The organism is Bradyrhizobium sp. LMG 9283 (assembly GCF_045571415.1).
In the GTDB taxonomy this organism is placed as follows: Bacteria; Pseudomonadota; Alphaproteobacteria; order Rhizobiales; family Xanthobacteraceae; genus Bradyrhizobium.
The window spans coordinates 3079259-3098390 of record NZ_CP120691.1; the positions used below are offsets into that span (position 1 = coordinate 3079259).

Annotated in this window: 18 protein-coding genes and 2 pseudogenes; 8 read left to right on the top strand and 12 right to left on the bottom strand. The window is 64.3% G+C overall.

The features are described 5' to 3' along the window. Positions 1-51: 51 nt before the first annotated feature. The 6 genes from P6U29_RS14265 to P6U29_RS14290 all read right to left on the bottom strand — a co-directional run bounded on the left by P6U29_RS14265 (position 52) and on the right by P6U29_RS14290 (position 5166). Entirely contained in the window at positions 52-798 is a 747-nt protein-coding gene (locus P6U29_RS14265) for an SDR family NAD(P)-dependent oxidoreductase (RefSeq protein WP_407118164.1), read from the bottom strand. A 156-nt stretch (positions 799-954) separates the two neighbouring features. Then, the gene (locus P6U29_RS14270) at positions 955-1869 is read right to left on the bottom strand and encodes an MBL fold metallo-hydrolase (RefSeq protein WP_407118165.1); all 915 of its coding nucleotides are present in this window, start codon (positions 1867-1869) and stop codon (positions 955-957) included. An 89-nt stretch (positions 1870-1958) separates the two neighbouring features. Next, positions 1959-3164 (bottom strand): NAD(P)/FAD-dependent oxidoreductase, encoded by a 1206-nt coding sequence (locus tag P6U29_RS14275; protein WP_407118166.1) that lies wholly within the window; start codon positions 3162-3164, stop codon positions 1959-1961. Positions 3165-3286: 122 nt separating this feature from the next. After that, a complete protein-coding gene (locus P6U29_RS14280; protein ID WP_407118167.1) occupies positions 3287-3577 on the bottom strand; it encodes a hypothetical protein in 291 nt (96 codons plus the stop codon). Between the two features lie 209 nt (positions 3578-3786). Continuing rightward, complete coding sequence (locus P6U29_RS14285) at positions 3787-4011, bottom strand: hypothetical protein (RefSeq protein WP_407118168.1); 225 nt, start codon at positions 4009-4011, stop codon at positions 3787-3789. Positions 4012-4203: 192 nt separating this feature from the next. Then, positions 4204-5166 carry a helix-turn-helix domain-containing protein gene (locus tag P6U29_RS14290; RefSeq protein WP_407118169.1) on the bottom strand — a complete coding sequence of 321 codons (963 nt, stop codon included), beginning with the start codon at positions 5164-5166 and terminating at the stop codon, positions 4204-4206. 303 nt (positions 5167-5469) lie between these two features. On the opposite strand from P6U29_RS14290, the gene P6U29_RS14295 reads away from it, so the two are divergent. Beyond that, positions 5470-5637: a hypothetical protein gene (locus P6U29_RS14295; protein WP_407118170.1), complete on the top strand. Its 168-nt coding sequence runs from the start codon at positions 5470-5472 to the stop codon at positions 5635-5637. A gap of 224 nt (positions 5638-5861) precedes the next feature. Here P6U29_RS14295 and P6U29_RS14300 read toward each other — a convergent pair whose 3' ends face one another. Next, complete coding sequence (locus P6U29_RS14300) at positions 5862-6446, bottom strand: YybH family protein (RefSeq protein ID WP_407118171.1); 585 nt, start codon at positions 6444-6446, stop codon at positions 5862-5864. A 78-nt stretch (positions 6447-6524) separates the two neighbouring features. Here P6U29_RS14300 and P6U29_RS14305 point away from each other — a divergent pair. The 4 genes and pseudogenes from P6U29_RS14305 (at position 6525) to P6U29_RS14320 (ending at position 11086) form a co-directional block, all read left to right on the top strand. Beyond that, a pseudogene (locus P6U29_RS14305) lies at positions 6525-7471 on the top strand (LysR family transcriptional regulator). A gap of 158 nt (positions 7472-7629) precedes the next feature. Further along, positions 7630-9093 (top strand): GH1 family beta-glucosidase, encoded by a 1464-nt coding sequence (locus P6U29_RS14310; RefSeq protein ID WP_407118172.1) that lies wholly within the window; start codon positions 7630-7632, stop codon positions 9091-9093. Between the two features lie 112 nt (positions 9094-9205). Then, complete coding sequence (locus tag P6U29_RS14315; RefSeq protein ID WP_407118173.1) at positions 9206-10438, top strand: acetyl-CoA C-acetyltransferase; 1233 nt, start codon at positions 9206-9208, stop codon at positions 10436-10438. Between the two features lie 345 nt (positions 10439-10783). Next, positions 10784-11086, top strand: coding sequence for an HU family DNA-binding protein (locus P6U29_RS14320; protein WP_027574583.1), 303 nt, complete (start codon positions 10784-10786; stop codon positions 11084-11086). Positions 11087-11318: 232 nt separating this feature from the next. Here the strand turns inward: P6U29_RS14320 and lon are convergent, their stop codons facing one another. The 4 genes from lon to P6U29_RS14340 all read right to left on the bottom strand — a co-directional run bounded on the left by lon (position 11319) and on the right by P6U29_RS14340 (position 15138). Next, entirely contained in the window at positions 11319-13709 is a 2391-nt protein-coding gene (lon, locus tag P6U29_RS14325; RefSeq protein ID WP_407118174.1) for an endopeptidase La, read from the bottom strand. A gap of 8 nt (positions 13710-13717) precedes the next feature. Continuing rightward, entirely contained in the window at positions 13718-14101 is a 384-nt protein-coding gene (locus tag P6U29_RS14330) for an Hsp20/alpha crystallin family protein (RefSeq protein ID WP_407118175.1), read from the bottom strand. Between the two features lie 153 nt (positions 14102-14254). Beyond that, positions 14255-14821: a ferritin-like domain-containing protein gene (locus P6U29_RS14335; RefSeq protein ID WP_407118176.1), complete on the bottom strand. Its 567-nt coding sequence runs from the start codon at positions 14819-14821 to the stop codon at positions 14255-14257. Positions 14822-14931: 110 nt separating this feature from the next. After that, a complete protein-coding gene (locus tag P6U29_RS14340) occupies positions 14932-15138 on the bottom strand; it encodes a hypothetical protein (RefSeq protein ID WP_407118177.1) in 207 nt (68 codons plus the stop codon). 89 nt (positions 15139-15227) lie between these two features. On the opposite strand from P6U29_RS14340, the pseudogene P6U29_RS14345 reads away from it, so the two are divergent. From P6U29_RS14345 to P6U29_RS14355, 3 genes and pseudogenes are all read left to right on the top strand, one after another. Further along, positions 15228-15771: pseudogene (locus P6U29_RS14345) on the top strand (MarC family protein). Positions 15772-15935: 164 nt separating this feature from the next. Next, entirely contained in the window at positions 15936-16589 is a 654-nt protein-coding gene (locus P6U29_RS14350; RefSeq protein WP_407118178.1) for an L-fuculose-phosphate aldolase, read from the top strand. 12 nt (positions 16590-16601) lie between these two features. After that, on the top strand, positions 16602-18389 hold the full coding sequence (locus P6U29_RS14355; RefSeq protein WP_407118179.1) for a chloride channel protein: 1788 nt from the start codon (positions 16602-16604) through the stop codon (positions 18387-18389). A gap of 237 nt (positions 18390-18626) precedes the next feature. Here the strand turns inward: P6U29_RS14355 and P6U29_RS14360 are convergent, their stop codons facing one another. Continuing rightward, positions 18627-18878 carry a DUF2798 domain-containing protein gene (locus P6U29_RS14360; protein ID WP_407118180.1) on the bottom strand — a complete coding sequence of 84 codons (252 nt, stop codon included), beginning with the start codon at positions 18876-18878 and terminating at the stop codon, positions 18627-18629. Positions 18879-19132: the final 254 nt, after the last annotated feature.

Genomic DNA, 19132 nt, shown 5'->3' on the forward strand with positions numbered 1-19132 from the left:
CAAACAACGAGCTGAAGCGGCGACGATGATTCATCTAGATCTCATCGCGCTCTAGATCAGTCCGAGGCCGCCATCGACTGCGAGAACCTGTCCCGTTACCCATCGTGAGGCGGGGCTCGCAAACTGTACAATCCAATTCGCGATCTCGTCGGGATCGCCGCGTCGGGCGAGCGGGATTTTTCCGCGCTCCTCCTGCTTGACGGCTTCAGCCTGCTCTGCGGACAGCCCCATCATCCCGGTCAAGGCACCGGATTCCGTGGGCCCGGCGGCGACGGCATTCACCCTTATTCCCAGCGGTGCGAGTTCGAGCGCCCAGCACCGGGTCAGGTGTTCAAGGGCTGCCTTGCTGGCAGCGTAATGGGATAGTCCGGCCGCCGGTCGGTGACCGTACGTCGAGGAGATGTTGATGATGACGCCCTGCGTCGCTTTCAAGTGAGGAAGCGCGCTAGAGGCTAGCAGGCTCGGACCGAGAACATTGACGGAAAAGATGTCCACAATCCTGTTGGGCGACACATCCGACAATGGAAGGATGGCGCCCGCGCCAGCGTTGTTGACGAGCGCATCCACCCGGCCCCAGCGGTCGACCGCCTCTGCGATAGTCCGTCTGGCATCCTCGGCAGAGCTGCTGTCCGCAACCAGGCCCATGATGTTCTTGTGCTCGGCGATCGTTTGCTCGACGGGGTCGGCGCGACGGCCGGTGATGAGCACCTTGTCGCCCCTGCTGGCGAAACGGAGTGCAGCCGCCCGGCCGATGCCGGAACTGCCACCCGTTATGATCACGACTTTCTCGTTCTGCATTTCCGTTCGTCCTGCTTTGTCGTGAAGTTCGAGGTGCTCGAGACCGCACTCTCACTTCGACTTCGTCGGTTTCTTGGTTGCGCGAGATTCGATTGAGGCGCGCGCTCATCACTGCCATGAGCGCGCGCTCCGAGTTTGACCTGACCGAGCAAACCGTCAGTAGTCCCAGAACACCGGCACCCAACGGAAGGCGTCGCCATCGATCGCGACCCGTCCGACCGACGGGAACGGCAGGTGCGTGGCCACCAGCATCTCGCCGGTCTCGGCCAGCTCCCGCAGAAGACGGATACGAACGCGCGCCGCCTCCTCGGGATCGTGTTCGAAACCGTTGTGCCAGTCGGGCTGGTCGAACCCGACGGCGAACACGGCGTCGCCGGCGAACGTCAGCGCCTCGCCGCCGGATGCGATGCGAACCACGCTGTGTCCGGGGGTGTGACCGCCGGTGCGACGTGCGACGACGCCCGGTGCAATCTCGTGCTCCTCATCGAAGGGCCTGAGCTGACTACCATATGCTTTCACGAACTGCTTGGCGGTCGCCCGCAGCGCATCAGGGAAGCCCTGCGGCATGTTGGTGTGGGAGAAATCAGGCGCCTCCCAGAATTTGACCTCCTTCGCCGCCACGTGGATCCGCAGGTCCGGGCGCAGCCGCTGCTTCACACCGTCGACGAGCAGCCCGCCGATGTGGTCCATGTGCATATGGGTCAGCACCAGATCGGTGATGGACGCAAGGTCGATGCCGGCAGCCTCCAGTCGCTTGATCAACTGCCCGGCCCGAGGCAAGTGCAGATCCGGATCGGAGCCTAGCCCGGCGTCGATGAGAATGGTCTTGCCGCCCCTGCGGACCATCGCCGCATTCAATGCCCAATCGAAGGCATCCGGCGGCAGGAACATGCCGCGCAGCCAGCTCGCCCGGTCGGCCGGGGCGGCGTTGTGCGCCAACATGGTGGTCGGCAGCGGCAGCACGCCGTCACTGACCACCAGCACGTCGATCTCGCCGATCTTCAGCGCATAGCGCGAGGGCACGAGCTCTTCGGATCCCGATGTGCCGAGGGGAGTGTTGTGTACGTTCATGTTTGTCTCCTGTTTCATGGTAAAGGCTGCTGACTAGTTCTGGTGGAGCAGGCCGCACAGCCAGGACGCGGCCGTAATCGCTTCGTACGTTAGAGGCTGGTCACGCGTTCCGGATCGGCCGATGCGAGCGCAGCGGCACGTTCGGGCTTCGGGGGATAGATCCAGACGGTGTTGATCTCCCGCTTCGTCTTCTTGGCGACGTCTCCGACCATCTCGACCTTGCGATCCCAGCCGCGCGTGAACAGTGCGCCGGCTTCGCCGAGATCGAGACAGGTGACGTAGGCCTTCTGGTGGTACGGCCTGGTCGGAACGCCGAGCAGCTCGGCGGCGGCATTGTTGCCTGCAAAGGCGCCCATGCGCGTCGCGTGCTGGCACGACATCAGCGCGTAATTGCCTTCGTCGTCGCAGGCGGCACGGGCCGCATCGCCGGTCGCGAACACGCCCTCGACGCCCGGCACCCGCAAACAGGGGTCGACCAGCAACCGGCCGAAATTGTCGCGCTCGGCGGGAATCTGCGCTGTCAGAGGGGCCGCACGAATACCCGCCGCCCAAATCACGGTTTCGGTTTCGATCTGCTCACCGTTCGACAATGTAACGCCGGACTTATCGAGCGAGGCGACCCCGGCACCGAGGCGGGTCTCTACGCCGAGCTTGCTGAGGGCGCTTTCGATGACCGGTCGAGGACCTGCGCCCATATCGGGCGCGATCGCGCTGTTGCGCTCGACGATGATGACACGAGTCTTGGCACCCGGGCCGAGGATTGCGCGCAGCCGCGCCGGCATTTCGGTGGCCGCCTCGATGCCGGTGAAGCCGCCGCCGGCGACGACGACCGTGTCGCGTCCGTTCACGGCCGGCCGCTTGGCAAGGCCGTGCAGGTGCTTGTCGAGCGCAATCGCATCATCGAGCGAGTCGACACTGAAGCCGTGCTCGGCAAGACCCGGAATGTTCGGACGGAACAGCCGGCTCCCGGTGGCGACCACGAGACGATCGTAAGAGAGCGTCTTCTTGGTGCCTTTCGCCGTGGCGATCCTCACCATGCGGGATTGGGTTTCGATCGTCTCGACGCTGCCCTGAACATAGGTGACGTCGATCGCCTTGAGCACATCGAGCAGCGGTGCCGTCAAGGTCTCGGGATTTTGTTCGTACAGCCGCGGGCGGACGACCAGCGTCGGCTCCGGCGCGACCAGCGCGATCTCGAGTTCGTCGGGCGAGACGCCCTGGATCTCGCGCAGGCGGGCAGCGGAAAGAGCGGCATACATGCCGGCGAAGCCGGCGCCGATGATGACTAGTCGCATTGACGTTCTCCTCTGGTTGGATCTTCCTGGACACAGGTGCGTTGCCGCCGCCGCTACCGGTTTGCGGCAAGGCCTGTTGCGGTCAGCAACGCTGCGAAGTGTTGAAGCGAATTTGCTGGCGCTTAATGGAGGGGGCAGCCCGGCGGCTGCGAGCTTTGTGGCCAGTTCTGACGAAAGACGATGGAGGGCGCGACCTTGCGGCCCCAGTCCTGGTAGGGAAGACGGGAGCTGTCCCCGGTCACGACTGAAATCACAGGATGAGCGTGTTGTACGGATTGCGGCGGAAGATCCGCCTCTTCACCTGCGGCTGAAACGAAGCGGACCGTCAGCGTAAGTCCGTACACGACCGCGGTCGCGAGACCCTTGCGTGATGAGATGGTTGCCAGCCGGTGGACGAAATCTTTCCCGATCATCATCTCTCTCCGTCGTGGGATTGGACATGGTGATGGTCTAACCGATCGGGCATGCCACTGCCCCAGAGCGATTGCTGTCGCTATAGAGCGATTGCTGCTAACGCATGCGCCTGCGCCACTCGCTCGCGCAGATCGGCGGGGGCCAGCCGTGCCGGCCTCGAGCGCAACGCGCTCCAGCGTTCGCTGCGGAAGATAGAAGTGAATGACGCTCAGCGGCCGGGGAATGTCCCATCGGGACGCGATCCAGCCTGGATGACCGTTATCGTACCGGGACGCGCCGTTCCAAGCACGACCGATTTCCCTGTGCGCCGCTCGAAGCGCAGCGACCCCGAAGGGAAAGTCATCAGGACGTGGTCGGCCATGGGGGCGACGACGTCGTGCAACGCGTCATGCTTCCAATAGGCGATCGCGTCGCTGGACGGATCCGAGGCCATGCTATAGCGGGTGCCATCTTGAGCACGCGCATCATTTCCGCATCGGCATGGGGGCGTTCGCCCGGCGGCAAATCGCGCATTCGCGTTTCCGAGGTGTCGGGCAGGCTCTGAGAAGGCTCGTACCGGCCAGGCTTACAGCTCATCGACGCGTCCCCGCCATCGGGAGACCTTGTCGCTCGAAAGCGATGGCCGCTACCGCGAGTGGCGCCTGCGCCACTCGCTCGGCGTTTCGCCGGTCAGCTTCCTGAAAGCCGCGGCGAACGCTGTCTGCGAGGAATAGCCGAGCGCCGCAGCGATCGAGACGATCGATTCGTCGCTCGCCCGCAGCTTGTTCATGGCCTGCTCGAGCCTGTGTTGGCGCAGCCAGGCATGCGGCGATAGTCCGGTGCTCTCTTTGAAGGCGCGGCAGAAGTGAAAGCGCGAGAGGCCGGCATCGGATGCCAGCGCATCGAGGGAGACGTCCATATCGCTGTCCGAGCGCAACCGTTCGATCGCGCGGAGCAGAACCTTCGGCGACAGCCCGCCCATGGTCGGATGGAACGTGGCCGGTGCACCTGTGTGCGCAGCCAGGACGCGGGTGGCGAGAAGATCCGTCACCTGATGCCGGAACAGCGCATCCAGGACCCCGTTGCCTTCGAGCGCATCCGCTGCGCTCAAGAGCAGTCTGGACGTGATGGGGTCAGGATGCGCCGTCCGCTCCAGCAGGTCGGTCGCTCCCGTGATCCCCGCTTCGCCGGCAACGCGCTTCAGTGTCGCATTCGGAAGGTAGAGTTGAACGACATCGACGGGCTTCGGAATGTCCCATCGGGAGCTCGATCCCTCCGGAATGATGATCACGACTCCGGGGCGAAATGTGCCGATCGAAACCGATTTTCCCGACCGGCGCTCCATGCGCTGGATCACTCCGTTATACGCCATGATCACGTGGTGGCTCATGGGCTCGACGACGTCATGCAGCGGATCGTGGTTCCAGTGCGCGATCCCGGCGCCGGAGGCGTCCAAGGCCATGCGGGTCGGTTCGGTCCGGAGCACCCGTGCCATCTCCGTTCCGGCGGCGCGCCGCTCGGACATCGCGATATCCGCGGGCTCTGCACCAGGGACGGGTGGCTGGTCCTTGGACGAGGGATTGCGCGCGGGTGCGGTGCTCCCGGTCATTGCGTGGCTCCTTCTGATCGCTGCTGCCTGAGATCAGCGGCCCGTGCTTGTACGGGTCGGTGCGGGTTCTATGCGGCGCAGAGGCTCCCGGTCTTGCCTAAAACGGTTCTGTATTGCCCGATCCTGCTCCAGGCAATCGCGCGGTTTCGCAAACGCACGATGAGGGCGATAAGCCATCGTCCCGGCCCCGCGGGCGAAGCCCGCGCGGCCTTCTTAACCCATCAGAAACCATAGCAAATGATCTGAAAACTTTAACGAAACTGCTCGGTCCTCTCCGCGTCGATGTGTCGGAGGGCCCGTCTGATGACCGAACGCCAGTTGAGAGAGCAGGAATACCTGATCGCGCGTTACCGGCATTTGGAGCGCGAGGTGACCGACCCGCTTGCCGCGCATCTGCTTCACAGCATCATCGAGGAGCTCGAGGCCGAGCTGCGCAAGGAAAGACCGGATTGGCACGCGCCGGGTCATTAGCCGTTCCTCCTGCAAGGTTGATGGCGACCGCTTCACCGCCATCGACGAAGCGTCACCCCGATGGGCGGGCAACGGTCTTCGGCGTTGAAGACGAGCTCACGCTGGATGTCGAAGGACACTGCCCCGGCAAGATCGCGAGTTACACCGCGACGGCACACAGGTGCGGGGGAATGATCCTCCATGGCACGCTTATTCTGACCGAACGGCAGCCGCCGGCACGTGAATCAACCATCGTCATTTTTCCTCCGGCCAGCCCCGGGCGAGTATCGCCGCTTGCTGCAAAGTGACGCTTCGGACAGCGGATCCGCATGACGGTGCACGAGTTGCCAATCCCTGCCGTCCTTGCGGTAGACTTCGGTCACGCGCAGCGACCAGTCTTGAGCCGGCAACCCGCCCACCTCGGCGCGCTGGCGTTCGATCATGACGAGAGCGACGAGCGCGTCCGATGCATAGGTTTGCACAACCTCAAGCTCGGTTTCGCCTTCCCTGAAGTATCGCGATAGTTCTGCCAGACGCTGGGGGCTCGCCTCGAATGCGCGACTCGTAGGCCCGCCGAAGGGCTGCATCAGCGTTAAATCCGGCGCAATGCGGACAAGCTGGGACCAGCGATCCATATCGCCACGCATGAAGGCGGCATTTTTCTCGCGGGCGCGTTCGATGAGGCCCGCTATCGCGTCGCTCCCAGCGGCCGCATCGGCCGAAAGCCGACCGGACAGAGGCATCGCAGCGGTCGCGGCCATCATCGAGCGCCGCGACATCTTTTCCTGCCCGCATGGCCACCTGTTCAGTCCGGACGGTTTCTTGGTCATTTGTCAGCTCCTGATCGAACGACGAGCCCAATCCATGAGCCTTGATCCTGATGAATCCAGCGATATGATTTCAGCAATATGCTGAACCAAATTGATCTATCCAGGATTGATCTGAGTCTCCTCGTGCTCTTCCGCGTGGTTCTGGAAGAGCGCCATGTCGCGCGTGCAGCCGCTCGGCTGAGCCTGACGCCGTCGGCCGTCAGCCATGCGCTCGGCCGGCTCCGTCTTCTGCTGAACGATCCGCTGTTCTTGCGGACGCCGAAGGGCGTCGTTCCAACGGCCCGGGCCTTGGAGCTTGGCGAGCCGGTGGCCGAGATCATTGCGCGCTTCGAACAGCTGATCGGCTCGGCCGCACCGTTCGACCCGGAGAAGAGCAGCCGTCGCTTCACGATTGGCGCTCCCGATGCCGTACTGGTCTCGGCAATCGGTCCGCTCTTGCGATCGATCGCGACTGCGGCGCCCCACATCGACGTCGGGCTGATCCACCTGATGCCTGCGCCGCGCGGTGGCCCGATCGGGGAGCCTTGGCAGCAAAGTCTCGACATGCTCGAAAGACGCGAGCTCGACGTCGCAATGCTGCCGCTGCCGGCGGTATCACCGCGTTTCGAGGCGCGCAGGCTTTACGAGGAGGAGTTCGTGCTGGCCATGCGCAAGGGGCATCCATTGGCCAAAGCGCCAACCCATGCTGCATTCGCGCGATCACAGCACCTGCTGGTCTCTCTCAGTGGTGAACCGCGCGGTTTCGTAGATGAGATGTTGGCGGCCTCGAACGCCGCATCGCCTTGACTGTCCCGAATTTCATGATGGCGCTTGTCCAGCTTTCCGGGTCTGAACTGATCGCAGCATTGCCGCGCCGACTGGTGGAGCAGCACGCCGGCCGTTTCGGCCTGGTCTTTGTCGAGCTGCCTTTCGCGCGCAAACCGGACACGATCCGGGCCATCGTGACCAAGGCGGCGATGAGAGATGCCGGCATCGCGTGGCTGATGCAAGTTGTGGTCGGTTCAATTGGAGCGGGCCGACGCTAGAATCCAGTCTGAAACCTAATAGGCGTTGATCTCGGAAAGGGAACGCCAATTGTGCCTGCCGCGCCGTCTACGGTGGCGGATCTGGGTCCTCCCGCACCCCTTCTCAAATCGCCCGGAACTGTTCATTGTGCCGGCACGAAACAAGTGGAGCAGCATCAATGACGGACAGGGTCTCGCGCCGCCGGTTTGCCAAGCTGGCGGGATTGTCCGCAGCCGGGATTGCGAGTCCCCTTGAGGCCGTCGAAGCCAAGCCGACAGCACCGCCGCGCAATGGAAGCGGCTTTCCGGCAGGCTTTGTCTGGGGCACGGCGACCTCGTCGTATCAGGTGGAGGGCGCGGTCAATGAGGATGGGCGAGGGGCCTCGATCTGGGACAAGTTCGTGCGCATCCCCGGCAAGATCGAGGACGGCACCACCGGCGACCGCGCCAATGAGCACTATCACCGCTACAAGGAGGATATCGCGCTCATCAAGGAGCTCGGCTGCAGGGCCTATCGCTTCTCGGTGGCGTGGCCGCGGCTGTTTCCGCACGGCGACGGCAAGCCCAACCCGAAGGGGCTCGACTTCTACAATCGTCTCCTGGACGAGCTCCTGAAGAACGGCATCGAGCCGTGGCTGACGCTCTATCATTGGGACCTGCCGCAATCGCTTGAGGATCGCTTCGGCGGCTGGCGTTCGACGGAGACCTGCAAGATCTTCGGTGACTATGCGGCCTATGTCGCCGAGCGTCTGACCGACCGCGTCAAAAACGTGTTCACGTTGAACGAGAGCGGCCGCTTCGTCTATTTCGGCTACGGCATCGGGATCGACGCGCCGGGCCTGACGCTGCCGCAAGGAGAGGTCAACCAGATCAGGCACAACAGCGCGCTGGCCCACGGGCTCGCGGTGCAGGCGGTGCGCGCCCATGGCCGCCGCGGCACCAAAGTGGGCCCGGCCGAGAACATCGACGCCTGCGCGCCTGCGATCGATACGCCGGAAAACGTTCGCGCCGCGGAGATCGCGCTGCGCGAGATGAACGCCGGCTATCTCAACGTCATCATGACGGGCCGCTATACCGACGCCTTCCTGAAATACGCCGGGCCCAACGCGCCGAAATTCACCGACGCGGAGCTCAAGATCATCTCCTCGCCGGTCGATTTCCTCGGCCTCAACATCTACGCGCCGCAGAACTATGTCGTGGCCTCCGACCAGGGCGCGGGCTTCATGCCGCTGCCGATCCCGAAATCGTTCCCGCACATGAATTCGGACTGGCTGCGTGTCGGGCCCGAGACGATCTACTGGGTGCCAAAGCTGGCTGCAAAGATCTGGAAGACGGATGCGATCTATATCAGCGAGAACGGAGCATCCGGCGACGACGTGGTGAGGCCCGACGGCAAGATCTACGACACCGACCGCATCATGTATTTGCGCAACTATCTCGCCCAGCTCCAGCGTGCCACCAATGAGGGCGTGCCGGTGCGCGGCTATTTTCTCTGGAGCCTGATGGACAATTTCGAGTGGGTGTATGGCCTCAACAAGCGTTTTGGGCTGTACCACGTCAATTTCGACACCCAGGTCCGCACACCAAAGCTCAGCGCCAGCTTCTACCGCAACGTGATCGCGAACAACGCGGCGGGGGTGTGATGCCTTCGCCTCTCCCGCTTGCGGGAGAGGCGAAGGAGGCGCCGCGCATTGACTCTCCTCTTCCCCTTATTCAGAACCGTCTCCAAACACCCATAACAACAGGACGACGCCAATGGCTGACGCGCTGATCATCGATGCCTGCCGGACCCCGCGGGGCATCGGCAAGGCCGGCAAGGGAGCCCTTTCGGGCATTCATCCGCAGCAGCTCGGGGCGACCGTGCTGCGCGCGCTCGCTGATCGCACCGGCATCGACACCGCCGACGTCGACGACATCGTCTGGGGCTGCAGCGCGCAGGTCGCAACGCAAAGCGGCGATCTCGGCCGTATGTCGGCACTCGATGCCGGCTACGACGTGCGCGCCAGCGCGGTGACGCTCGACCGCTTCTGCGGCAGCGGCATCACCAGCGTCAACATGGCCGCAAGCTCGATCATGGCCGGTGCCGAAGACCTCGTCATCGCCGGCGGCTGCGAGATGATGTCGATGGAGGGACGCCGCGGCGGCGGTCCTATGATGATGGACGGCGGCAATCTGCGCCTGCGGGCCAATCATCCGCAGTCGCATCAGGGTGTCTGCGCCGACGCGATCGCGACCATGGAAGGCATCACGCGAAGGGACGTCGACGCGCTCGGGCTGGAGAGCCAGAAGCGCGCAGGCTTTGCGATCGCGAACGGCCACTTCAAGAAGAGCCTCGTGCCCGTCCACCGCGAGGACGGCAGCCTCGCGCTCGATCACGAGGAGTATCCGCGGCCGCAAACCACGATGGAAGGCCTCAGCAGCCTGAAGCCGGCGTTTCCGGCGATCGCCGACTACGCGCTCGACGACAAGGGCACGACCTATCGCGGCCTGATCCTGCAGAAATACCCCGATCTGAAGATCGACTTCGTGCATCACGCCGGCAACTCCTCCGGGGTCGTCGACGGCGCCGCCGCGATCCTTCTCGCTTCGCCCGCTTACGCCAAGGCCCATGGCCTGAAGCCGCGCGCTCGCGTGGTCGCGATGGCCAACATCGGGGATTCGCCGACGTTGATGCTGAACGCGCCGGTGCCGGCGACGCGCAAGGTGCTGGCGAAGGCGGGCCTCACCATCGACGACATCGACCTGTTCGAGATCAACGAGGCCTTTGCGGTGGTGGCGGAAAAATATATCCGAGACCTCAAGCTCGACCGCGCCAAGGTCAACGTCAATGGCGGCTCGATCGCGCTCGGTCATCCGATCGGTGCCACCGGTTCGATCCTGATCGGCACCGTGCTCGACGAGCTCGAGCGGCGCGACCTCAAGCGTGGTCTCGTCACCATGTGCGCCGCCGGCGGCATGGCGCCCGCCATCATCATCGAGCGCGTCTAGCCAATCTCCCCGTCGCTTTCTCCCTGCTTTTACGGGGAGGAAGAGCACCTACGTGCGATCCGGCCCTTATTTATCAGGGTGAATCACGACCGGCCCTTCACAAAGAGGCCGGTCGTCGCTTGTCGAAAGCCGCGAATCAGCTTTAGCAAGATGACGTGCGGGCCTTTGAAACAAGGCAAAAACCGCTGCCCGAGGCTTCTTTCGCTCCGGAAGTCGCTAAAATGCAGGGTTTTTTGTCACACAGGGCCAGAAAAGCCCGTAAAATCGCGACAAAACTGTGCAGAAGGCTATAGGCCTTCAACGGTTGGTCTAATATGCAACCGGCAACGAATCAGAGGAGACACGATGCCAACCCAAATGTCCAAATCGCAGTTGATCGAAAAGATTGCGACCGCCACCGAGCTTTCCAAGCGTGACGTCAAGAACGTCATGGAGACGCTGACCGACGTCGGCCACAAGGAGCTCAAGAAGAACGGTCTGTTCCTGGTGCCGGGCTTCGCCAAGTTCGTGGTCATCAAGAAGCCCGCGACCAAGGCGCGCAAGGGCACCAACCCGTTCACGGGTGAAGAGATGATGTTCAAGGCCAAGCCGGCCCGGAAGATCGTCCGCGCCCGCCCGGTCAAGGCCGCCAAGGACGCCGTGTCCTAACAACGCAAAAGGCCCCCTCGAAGGAGGGGGCCTTTTGTTTGGGGCAGCCGCGAGGGCTCGAGACGGAGGGCTCAACCCTTGCGGCGCTTCACCCGGACCGGGACCGGCTGAAGCCGCGGCTCAGGCGCCGCAAGCGTATCGCGAACCCGGTCGATCGCGCGATCGAGCAACTGCCGCAGCCGCTGCGTTCTCCGCGATCTCTTCGCTCCTTCCAGCAGTTTCTTCATCCCATCTACTCCGCCGCTTCGACCTTCGAATTGACTTGGGCCTCGGTCGGCTGCGCCGCGGCGATCGCCTCGTCGACGCGCTCCAGCCAGATGAATTCGAGATTATCCCGCGCGCTCTTCGGGATGTCGTCATAGTCCCGCTTGTTGCGCGCCGGCAGCATCACCCGCTTCAATCCGGCAGCAGCCGCGGCCACCACCTTCTCCTTGATGCCGCCTACGGGGAGCACCAGGCCACGCAGCGAGATCTCGCCGGTCATCGCGGTGTCGCTGCGCACCGTGCGATTGGTGAGCAGGGACGTCAGCGCCGTGAACATCGCAACGCCCGCGCTCGGCCCGTCCTTCGGGGTTGCGCCCGCGGGGACGTGAACGTGGATGTCACTCTTCTCGAACAGCTGGGGATCGATGCCGAGCTGAGTGGCTCGGCTCTTCACCAGCGTCATCGCAGCCTGCACGCTCTCGCGCATGACGTCGCCGAGCTGACCGGTCAGGATCAGACCGCCCTTGCCGGGCACGCGCGTTGCCTCGATGAACAGGATGTCGCCGCCGACCGGCGTCCAGGCAAGGCCGGTGGCCACCCCGGGAACGCTGGTGCGCAGCGCGATCTCGCCTTCGAATCGCGGCTGGCCGAGCACGGTGGCGATGTCCTTCGGCGTCACCACGACCTTCGTGGCCATGCCTTCGGCGACCTGCACCGCGGCATGCCGGAACACCTTGCCGATCTCGCGCTCGAGGTTACGCACGCCGGCCTCGCGGGTGTAGCCCTTGACGATCAGCTTCAGCGCCTCCGGCTCGATCTCGGCCTGCTCGGCGGTCAGGCCGTTGGCCTCGAGCTGCCGCCGCACCAGGTAGCGCCGCGCGATCTCCAGCTTCTCGTCCTCGGTGTAGCCGGCGAGGCTGATCAGCTCCATGCGGTCCAAGAGCGGACCCGGGATCTGGTCCAGCATGTTCGCGGTCGCGATGAACACCACGTGCGACAGGTCGAAGGGCACGCCCAGGTAATTGTCCCGGAACGTCCCGTTCTGCTCGGGGTCGAGCACCTCCAGCATGGCGGCGGAGGGATCGCCCTGTACGCCGCGGCCCATCTTGTCGATCTCGTCCAGCATCATGACGCAGTTCCGGCTGCCGGCCTTCTTGATGCCCTGGATGATGTTGCCGGGCAGCGCGCCGATATAGGTGCGCCGGTGGCCGCGGATCTCGGCCTCGTCATGCACGCCGCCCAAGCTGACGCGCACGAAGGGACGACCCATCGCGCGGGCGATGGACTGGCCGAGCGAGGTCTTGCCGACGCCGGGCGGGCCGACGAAGCACAGGATCGGGGCCTTGCCCTGCGGGGCGAGCTTGCGCACCGCCAGATATTCGATGATCCGGCTCTTGATCTTCTCGAGGCCGAAATGATCGGCATCCAGGATGGCTCTCGCCTCCTTGATGTCGATCGGCTTCTCCTCGGGCAGCGCCCAGGGCAGCTCGATCAGCCAGTCGAGATAGGTGCGGACCATGCCGGCTTCGCCGGCGGCCTCCGGCATGCGCTCGTAACGGCGCAGCTCTTTCTTGGCATGCGCCTCCGCCTCCGGCGGCATCTTGGCCTTGGCGATGGCAGCCGTCAGCTCAGTGACCTCGGCCGCCTTGCCGTCGCCTTCGCCGAGCTGACGCTGAATAGTCGCCATTTGCTCGCGCAGGATCGCCTCGCGCTGCCGCTCGTCGAAGCTGGCGCGGGTCTGCTGGCCGATCTCCTTGCTGATGCGCAGCACTTCCAGCCGCTCGGCCAGGTGCTTGGAGACCTTCTCGACGCGAAGAGCGATGTCGATGGTCTCCAGCACCTCCTGCTTGTCCTGCGGCTTGATGTCCATAAACGAGGTTGCGAGATCCGCCAGCGCGCCAGGCGCGCTGGTGCCTTGGAACATCGTCGCCAGCTCGGGCGGCGCCTGCGGCAGCAGCTCGACCGCCTCGATGGCCTGGCGCTGCAGGTTCAGCGCTCGCGCCTCGATCTCGGGTGAGGTCGTGGTCGGCTCGGGGATCTGCTGGAAACGCGCGGCCGGGAACGGCGTCCCCGGCAGGAAATCGAGGATGCGCGCGCGCTGCACGCCCTGGCAGACGATGTGGTGGGTACCGTCGGGCGCGGTGATGTAGCGCACGATATTGGCGATGGTCGCGACCCGATAGAGGTCGTCCGGCCCGGGGTCATTGGTCTCAGGGCTGCGTTGCAGGACAATGCCGATCGGCCGCTGTTCGCGCAGCGCCTGCTGCGCGGCGGCGATGGACTTCGTCCGGCCGATCGTGATCGGCGCGATGGCGCCGGGAAACAGCACCATCTCGCGCACGGGGACGATGATCAGCGCGTCGTCGGGAATCTTCACGTCGTTATTGGTCTGTTCGTAGTTCATCTGTTCGGTGGCCATGATCGACCTCAGGATTTGGCGAGGCGAAGTGCGACGCAGCCGTCCATCACGAAGCGGCTGATGGCGTAGCGGCCAAGGGGCAGCGCGATGCGCCGCTCGAAGCGGCCCTGCGGCAGCTCGAGCCGATGGATGCGGGCGTTGCGAAGCTCCGGCGGGAGGGTGCGCTGACCGGAGATGATGAGAACGCCGTCATGGAGGACCGTCTCGACATTGTCCGGATTGACGCCGGGAAGCGCGACCAGGATCAGGAGCTCACGCTCGGTCTCGAGCACGTCGATCGGCGGCTCCCAGCAGGCTTCCTGGCGCCCGAACTGCTGGCGCAGCCGATCGGCGCGGGTCAGCGAGTCCAAGGCTTCAGAGAGCATCCAGTCGAGGGGATTTTTGGGTTGCATGATGCGGGCTCTGGGGTGGCAAAGCCTGCATATGGGGCTGGTTCCCGGGAAATCCAATGCGGTGGCGCCGGTGTGCCATGCGCCACCGTGCGATCAAAACAAGCGAACGCCGCGGCATGGGCCGCGACGTTCCCTCTTTGCCAGGGGCGCGGGTCAGGCCGCAGCGCGGTACTCTTCTTCCGCTTCAAGATTGATCACGGAGGTGGCGAGCTCCGTCAGAGTGCGATCGGTCGCCTCTTCCTCGTTGAGCGTCTCCTGGAGCAGCCTTGCTGCGTCCTGCATGCCGAGCTCCTCGGCCCAGGTGCGAAGCGTGCCGTAGCGGGAGATCTCGTAATGCTCGACCGCCTGGGCGGCCGCGAGCAGTCCCGCATCGAGCGCCGGGGCTCCCTTGAACTCCTTCATGATCTCGGCGCCCTCGTCGGCAATGCCGTTGATGGCCTCGCAGGGCTTGCCGCGTGCAGGCTTGTCCAGCATCTTGAAGATCTGATCCAGCCGCTTGACCTGGCCCTGGGTCTCGCGCAGATGCTTGTCGAAGGCGGCCACCAGCTCTTTCGACTGCGCTGCCTTCGCCATTTTGGGCAAGGTCTTGATGATCTTGTTCTCGGCGAAATAGATGTCCTTCAGCGTCTCCAGAAACAGATCGCTGAGCATCTTCGGCGCCCGGCGCGGCCGGCGCGCCGCCGTCTTCTTGCTTGTGCGTTTCTTCGCTCGTTTAGCCATACGTCCTCCTCGTGAGGCGATACGGGAAGGCCTCGCCTTCCTCGATCCTCGGGCGATAAAACCCGTTGAAGAACGAAAGTTCCAAACTGCAACCGGGGTTCGCGGCTCGCTCAGGTCGGGCGCTTGTAGGGGTCTTCCTGGTGCTGTCGCTCTTCCGTCGCGCGGTCGAGGCGTGCCCGCTCGCTGCGGCGCAGGTGGCCGGCCTTCATCACCCCGTAAACGAGGAACCCGCCGAGCACGAACGCGCCGATGAACCAGAGCCAGAGCAGGTTGGCCGAGAGGTGGCCGAGGAGCATTCCGATTCCACTGTCGCTCATTGTCGTCTCCAGTGATTTCCAAAGCGGCTTTGCTGGGCTAAGTCTGCCCGGGAGCCATCGTTCCAGCCCCCGGGGGGCCTCGCCGACACATGCTCGACTTCGCCCTGTCAGCCTTAGTGACGCTGCTCCTGGTGCTCGATCCGATCGGTCTTGCACCGGCCTTCCTCGCTGCGACCGGGAACATACCCGACAAGGTCAAGCGAACGATCGCGCTGCGCGCCGCTGATCGCCGCTTCAATCCTGGTCGTGATCGCCCTGGTCGGAAACTGGCTGTTGCCAGCTCGGGATCGGCTTCCGGCTTTCCAGATCGCCGGCGGGCTGCTGTTCGGCGTCTCCTATCAGACGATCTTCGGGAATCGTCCGCACCGTGAGGCGCGCGAGGCCGACAACGCGACCACGCTGCTGCTGTCGGGCGATGCCGGCTCCGGGGCGAAGCTCGCGATCATCATCGCTGTGGTGCTCGCGGTTTGCCTGCTTTGCATGCTGTGCTTCGTCTCAGCTCGCCTGATCGCGCGCACGCTCGGGCGCACTGGAAATGCCGTGCTCTCGCGCGTGCTCGGCATGCTGCTCGCTGCCTATTCGGTTCAGTTCGTCATCAACGGGATTGCGGCCGTCCGGGCGAGCCTGTCGTAGGGTGCGGCAATCTGCTAATCTGTTGATTTCGCGGTCTGTTTCGGGGAGCGGGGAATCCGTCGACGAGACGGGGCGCGATCCGGTCGCTTTCGCTTGCGCTGCCGCATGGCTTTGACGTACTTCCCATCTAACGTCCATCGCCAAGAAGCCGAGAAGAAACCGAGATGTCGATGACTGCGGACGAACTCGACAAGAGGCAAGCCATCATCGACGCCTGCCGCCGCATGAACGCGCTCGGCATCAACCAGGGCACATCAGGGAATATCAGCGTCCGGCATGTGGACGGGCTCCTGGTCACGCCGACCAGCGTGCCCTACGAGACCATGACCCCGGACCAGATCGTCTTCATGGCGATGGACGGCACACACGCGCCCGATCAGAAGCCGTCCAGCGAATGGCGCTTCCATCGCGACATCCTGAAGTCGCGGCCCGACGTCAATGCCGTCGTGCATGCCCATCCGACCTATTGCACCATCCTGGCGATCATGGGCATGGAGATTCCGCCGGTGCACTACATGATCGCGGCTACCGGCGGCGACAGCATCCGCTGCGCGCCCTATGCGACGTTCGGAACGGTCGAGCTGTCCGATCATGCGGTGCGGGCGCTGGAGGGCCGGCTTGCCTGCCTGCTCGACCATCACGGCATGATCGCGATCGGCAAGACGCTGGACAAGGCGATGTGGCTCGCCGTCGAGGTCGAGACGCTGGCACGGCAATATCACGGCTGCCTCCAGATCGGACAACCGCCGCTGCTTCCGAGTGAGGAGATCGAACGGGTCCGCCAGCGCATGGCCGGTTACGGCCTGTCGGAAGAGTAGGGCGGGCAGAAGGTGTTCGTGCGGATCAGACATCTCGTCGATCGCAAGGGTACGGACCGCACCATGGTTCGGATGCGCGCCCTCTTGCGCAGCAACGAGTTCTACCTGATCCCGCTCGCGCTGGTGATCGGCACGCTTGCCGGCGCCGTCGTGACCCTGATGGCCGAGATCGCGCAGATCGCCCATGTGGTGATCTACGGCATTCCGGTCGACGTTCGCCTGTCGGCCAATGCGCGCGTGAGCCCCTGGGCTGCGCTGATCGCGCCCGCGCTCGGCGGGCTGGCGCTCGGCATCATGGAATGGTCGCGGCGGCGCATGAAGATCTCGAACGCGGTCGACCCGATCGAGGCCAATGCGCTGCGCGGCGGCAATCTCTCGATGCGCGACAGCGTGGTGGTGTCGAGCCAGACCTTGATCTCCAACGGCTGCGGCGCCTCGGTTGGCCTCGAGGCCGGCTATACCCAGATCGGCTCGGGTATCGCCTCGCTGCTCGGCAAGTTCTTCAACCTGCGCCGCAATGATCTGCGCCTGATGGTCGGTTGCGGCGCCGCGGCGGCGATCGCGGCGGCGTTCGGTGCGCCGATCACCGGCGCCTTCTATGCCTGCGAGCTGATCGTCGGCGTCTATTCGGTCGGCAGCGCCGCGCCGATCCTGGCGGCCTCGCTCGCGGGCGCCCTGACCGCCCAATGGCTGGGCGGCGCGCCGTACTCGCTGGAGATACCCAAGGTCAGCGCCGTCGGCGTCGAGCAGTACCTGGCCCTGATCGGGCTTGCCCTCGTCACCAGCGGCGTCGGCATCGCCGTGATGCGCTCCTCGCCGACGTTCGAGCGCCTGTTCGCCTGGCTGCCGGTCTGGTTGCGTCCGGTGTTTGGCGGCCTCATCGTCGGCGGCTTTGCGATTGTCACGCCGCAGGTGCTGGCGGCCGGCCACGGCGCCATGGTGCTCGATCTCTTTCACGACATGACGATCGGCCTGATTGCGCTGATCATCGCCCTGAAAGTGACGGCTTGCCTGATCTCGCTCGCCTCGGGCTTCCGCGGCGGCCTGTTCTTCGCCTCGCTGTTCGTCGGCAGCCTGATCGGGAAGTTCTTCGCCGAGCTGTTGGAGCTGATCAGTCCGCACTTCGTGATCGATCCGCTGGTGGCGATGCTGACGGGCATGGCGACGCTCGGTGTCGCCATCGTCGGCGGCCCGCTTACGATGTCGTTCCTCGTGCTCGAGATGACCCGCAATGTCGACGTCACCGCCGTGGTGCTGGCCGGCTGCATCGTCACCTCGATCTGCGTGCGCTTCATGTTCGGCCACTCCTTCTCGACCTGGCGCCTGCATCTGCGCGGCGAGACCATCCGCAGCGCCAACGACGTCGGCTGGTTGCGCAATCTCACGGTCGAGCGCTTGATGCGCTCCGACGTCGGCAAGGTGCCGTCGACCACGACGATCGCAGCGACGCGAGCTGAATTCGCGCTGGGCTCGCGGCCCGGGATCGTCATCGTCAACAATGCTGACGAATATGTCGGTCTCGTCATGCTGCCCGACCTGTTCTCCAGCGATCTCGATGCCATCGCCGACGACATCCAGGTGATCGAGCTCGCCCGACTGGTCGACATCGTGCTGATCCCGGAAATGAACGTGAAGTCGGCGATGGCCGTGTTCGACGAGGCCGAGGCCGAGATGCTGGCGGTGGTCGATTCCACCGACAGCCGCAAGGTGGTCGGCTTCCTCACTGAGAGCTTCGCCCGCCGCCGCTATGTCGAGGAGATCGACAAGGCGACGAGGGGCGTGCTTGGGGCGCTGTCGTAAGGCGGAATGATTTAGGTTGAATCAAGAGGCCGCGGCGTCGTTCACCTCTCCCGCTTGCGGGAGAGGTCGGCGCGAAGCGCCGGGTGAGGGCTGTCTCCTCTGGGGGATTGTCCCATTGCGGAGACACCCTCTCCCCAACCTCCCCCGCAAGCGGGGAGGGAGCGCACCTCCGCCTTTGCTGCAATTTGGGGTGATCACATCTCGCTTTTGTGCGTGAACCGGAGGAGTGTGCGCCCGCTATCGGCCGGTTGGGGCTGCAACGAGGCAGGCCACGATCCGGCGGACCAGTGGCAGGACCACGAGCAGCGTCGGATAGGCGACGAGCCATGACAGCGCCCAGGCGCCCGGCCAGGTCGCCAGGAACGCCGGCGTTGCGCCGAGGCTTCGCAGCGTCGAAATGACAGACACCACCGCCGCCATGAGGATGGAGAGCACGAATGGCATCACGATCGGCGCATAGCGCGCCGGCAGTTTGCGAACCGCAATCATCTGGTTTCTCTTGGAAAAGGACGCGTCAGTCACGTTGAGCCCTGCAAATGGCATCGATCCCGACGGCGTCCGTTGATGCGTTGGTTCACGTGAAACGCTTACGGCGACCGAAAACGGCGCGGCTGTTCATTATCCGCTCAGGTTGGATGGTGCAGGCTGGATCGGATCGTTCGGTTTACAATCGTTCAAGGCGTGGCAGATCGCCGCGATTATGAAACCATTTCAGTGATTTGCGCGTTACAGACTGTTTGCTT

Coding starts and splice junctions, on each gene's coding strand:
- lon (WP_407118174.1), bottom strand. CDS start 13,709: ATGGCCACCGAACAGATGAACTACGAACAGACCAATAACGACGTGAAG.
- P6U29_RS14310 (WP_407118172.1), top strand. CDS start 7,630: ATGACGGACAGGGTCTCGCGCCGCCGGTTTGCCAAGCTGGCGGGATTG.
- P6U29_RS14300 (WP_407118171.1), bottom strand. CDS start 6,446: ATGACCAAGAAACCGTCCGGACTGAACAGGTGGCCATGCGGGCAGGAA.
- P6U29_RS14285 (WP_407118168.1), bottom strand. CDS start 4,011: ATGGCCTCGGATCCGTCCAGCGACGCGATCGCCTATTGGAAGCATGAC.
- P6U29_RS14320 (WP_027574583.1), top strand. CDS start 10,784: ATGCCAACCCAAATGTCCAAATCGCAGTTGATCGAAAAGATTGCGACC.
- P6U29_RS14295 (WP_407118170.1), top strand. CDS start 5,470: ATGACCGAACGCCAGTTGAGAGAGCAGGAATACCTGATCGCGCGTTAC.
- P6U29_RS14340 (WP_407118177.1), bottom strand. CDS start 15,138: ATGAGCGACAGTGGAATCGGAATGCTCCTCGGCCACCTCTCGGCCAAC.
- P6U29_RS14315 (WP_407118173.1), top strand. CDS start 9,206: ATGGCTGACGCGCTGATCATCGATGCCTGCCGGACCCCGCGGGGCATC.
- P6U29_RS14335 (WP_407118176.1), bottom strand. CDS start 14,821: ATGGCTAAACGAGCGAAGAAACGCACAAGCAAGAAGACGGCGGCGCGC.
- P6U29_RS14330 (WP_407118175.1), bottom strand. CDS start 14,101: ATGCAACCCAAAAATCCCCTCGACTGGATGCTCTCTGAAGCCTTGGAC.
- P6U29_RS14270 (WP_407118165.1), bottom strand. CDS start 1,869: ATGAACGTACACAACACTCCCCTCGGCACATCGGGATCCGAAGAGCTC.
- P6U29_RS14360 (WP_407118180.1), bottom strand. CDS start 18,878: ATGATTGCGGTTCGCAAACTGCCGGCGCGCTATGCGCCGATCGTGATG.
- P6U29_RS14275 (WP_407118166.1), bottom strand. CDS start 3,164: ATGCGACTAGTCATCATCGGCGCCGGCTTCGCCGGCATGTATGCCGCT.
- P6U29_RS14280 (WP_407118167.1), bottom strand. CDS start 3,577: ATGATCGGGAAAGATTTCGTCCACCGGCTGGCAACCATCTCATCACGC.
- P6U29_RS14350 (WP_407118178.1), top strand. CDS start 15,936: ATGTCGATGACTGCGGACGAACTCGACAAGAGGCAAGCCATCATCGAC.
- P6U29_RS14290 (WP_407118169.1), bottom strand. CDS start 5,166: ATGACCGGGAGCACCGCACCCGCGCGCAATCCCTCGTCCAAGGACCAG.
- P6U29_RS14265 (WP_407118164.1), bottom strand. CDS start 798: ATGCAGAACGAGAAAGTCGTGATCATAACGGGTGGCAGTTCCGGCATC.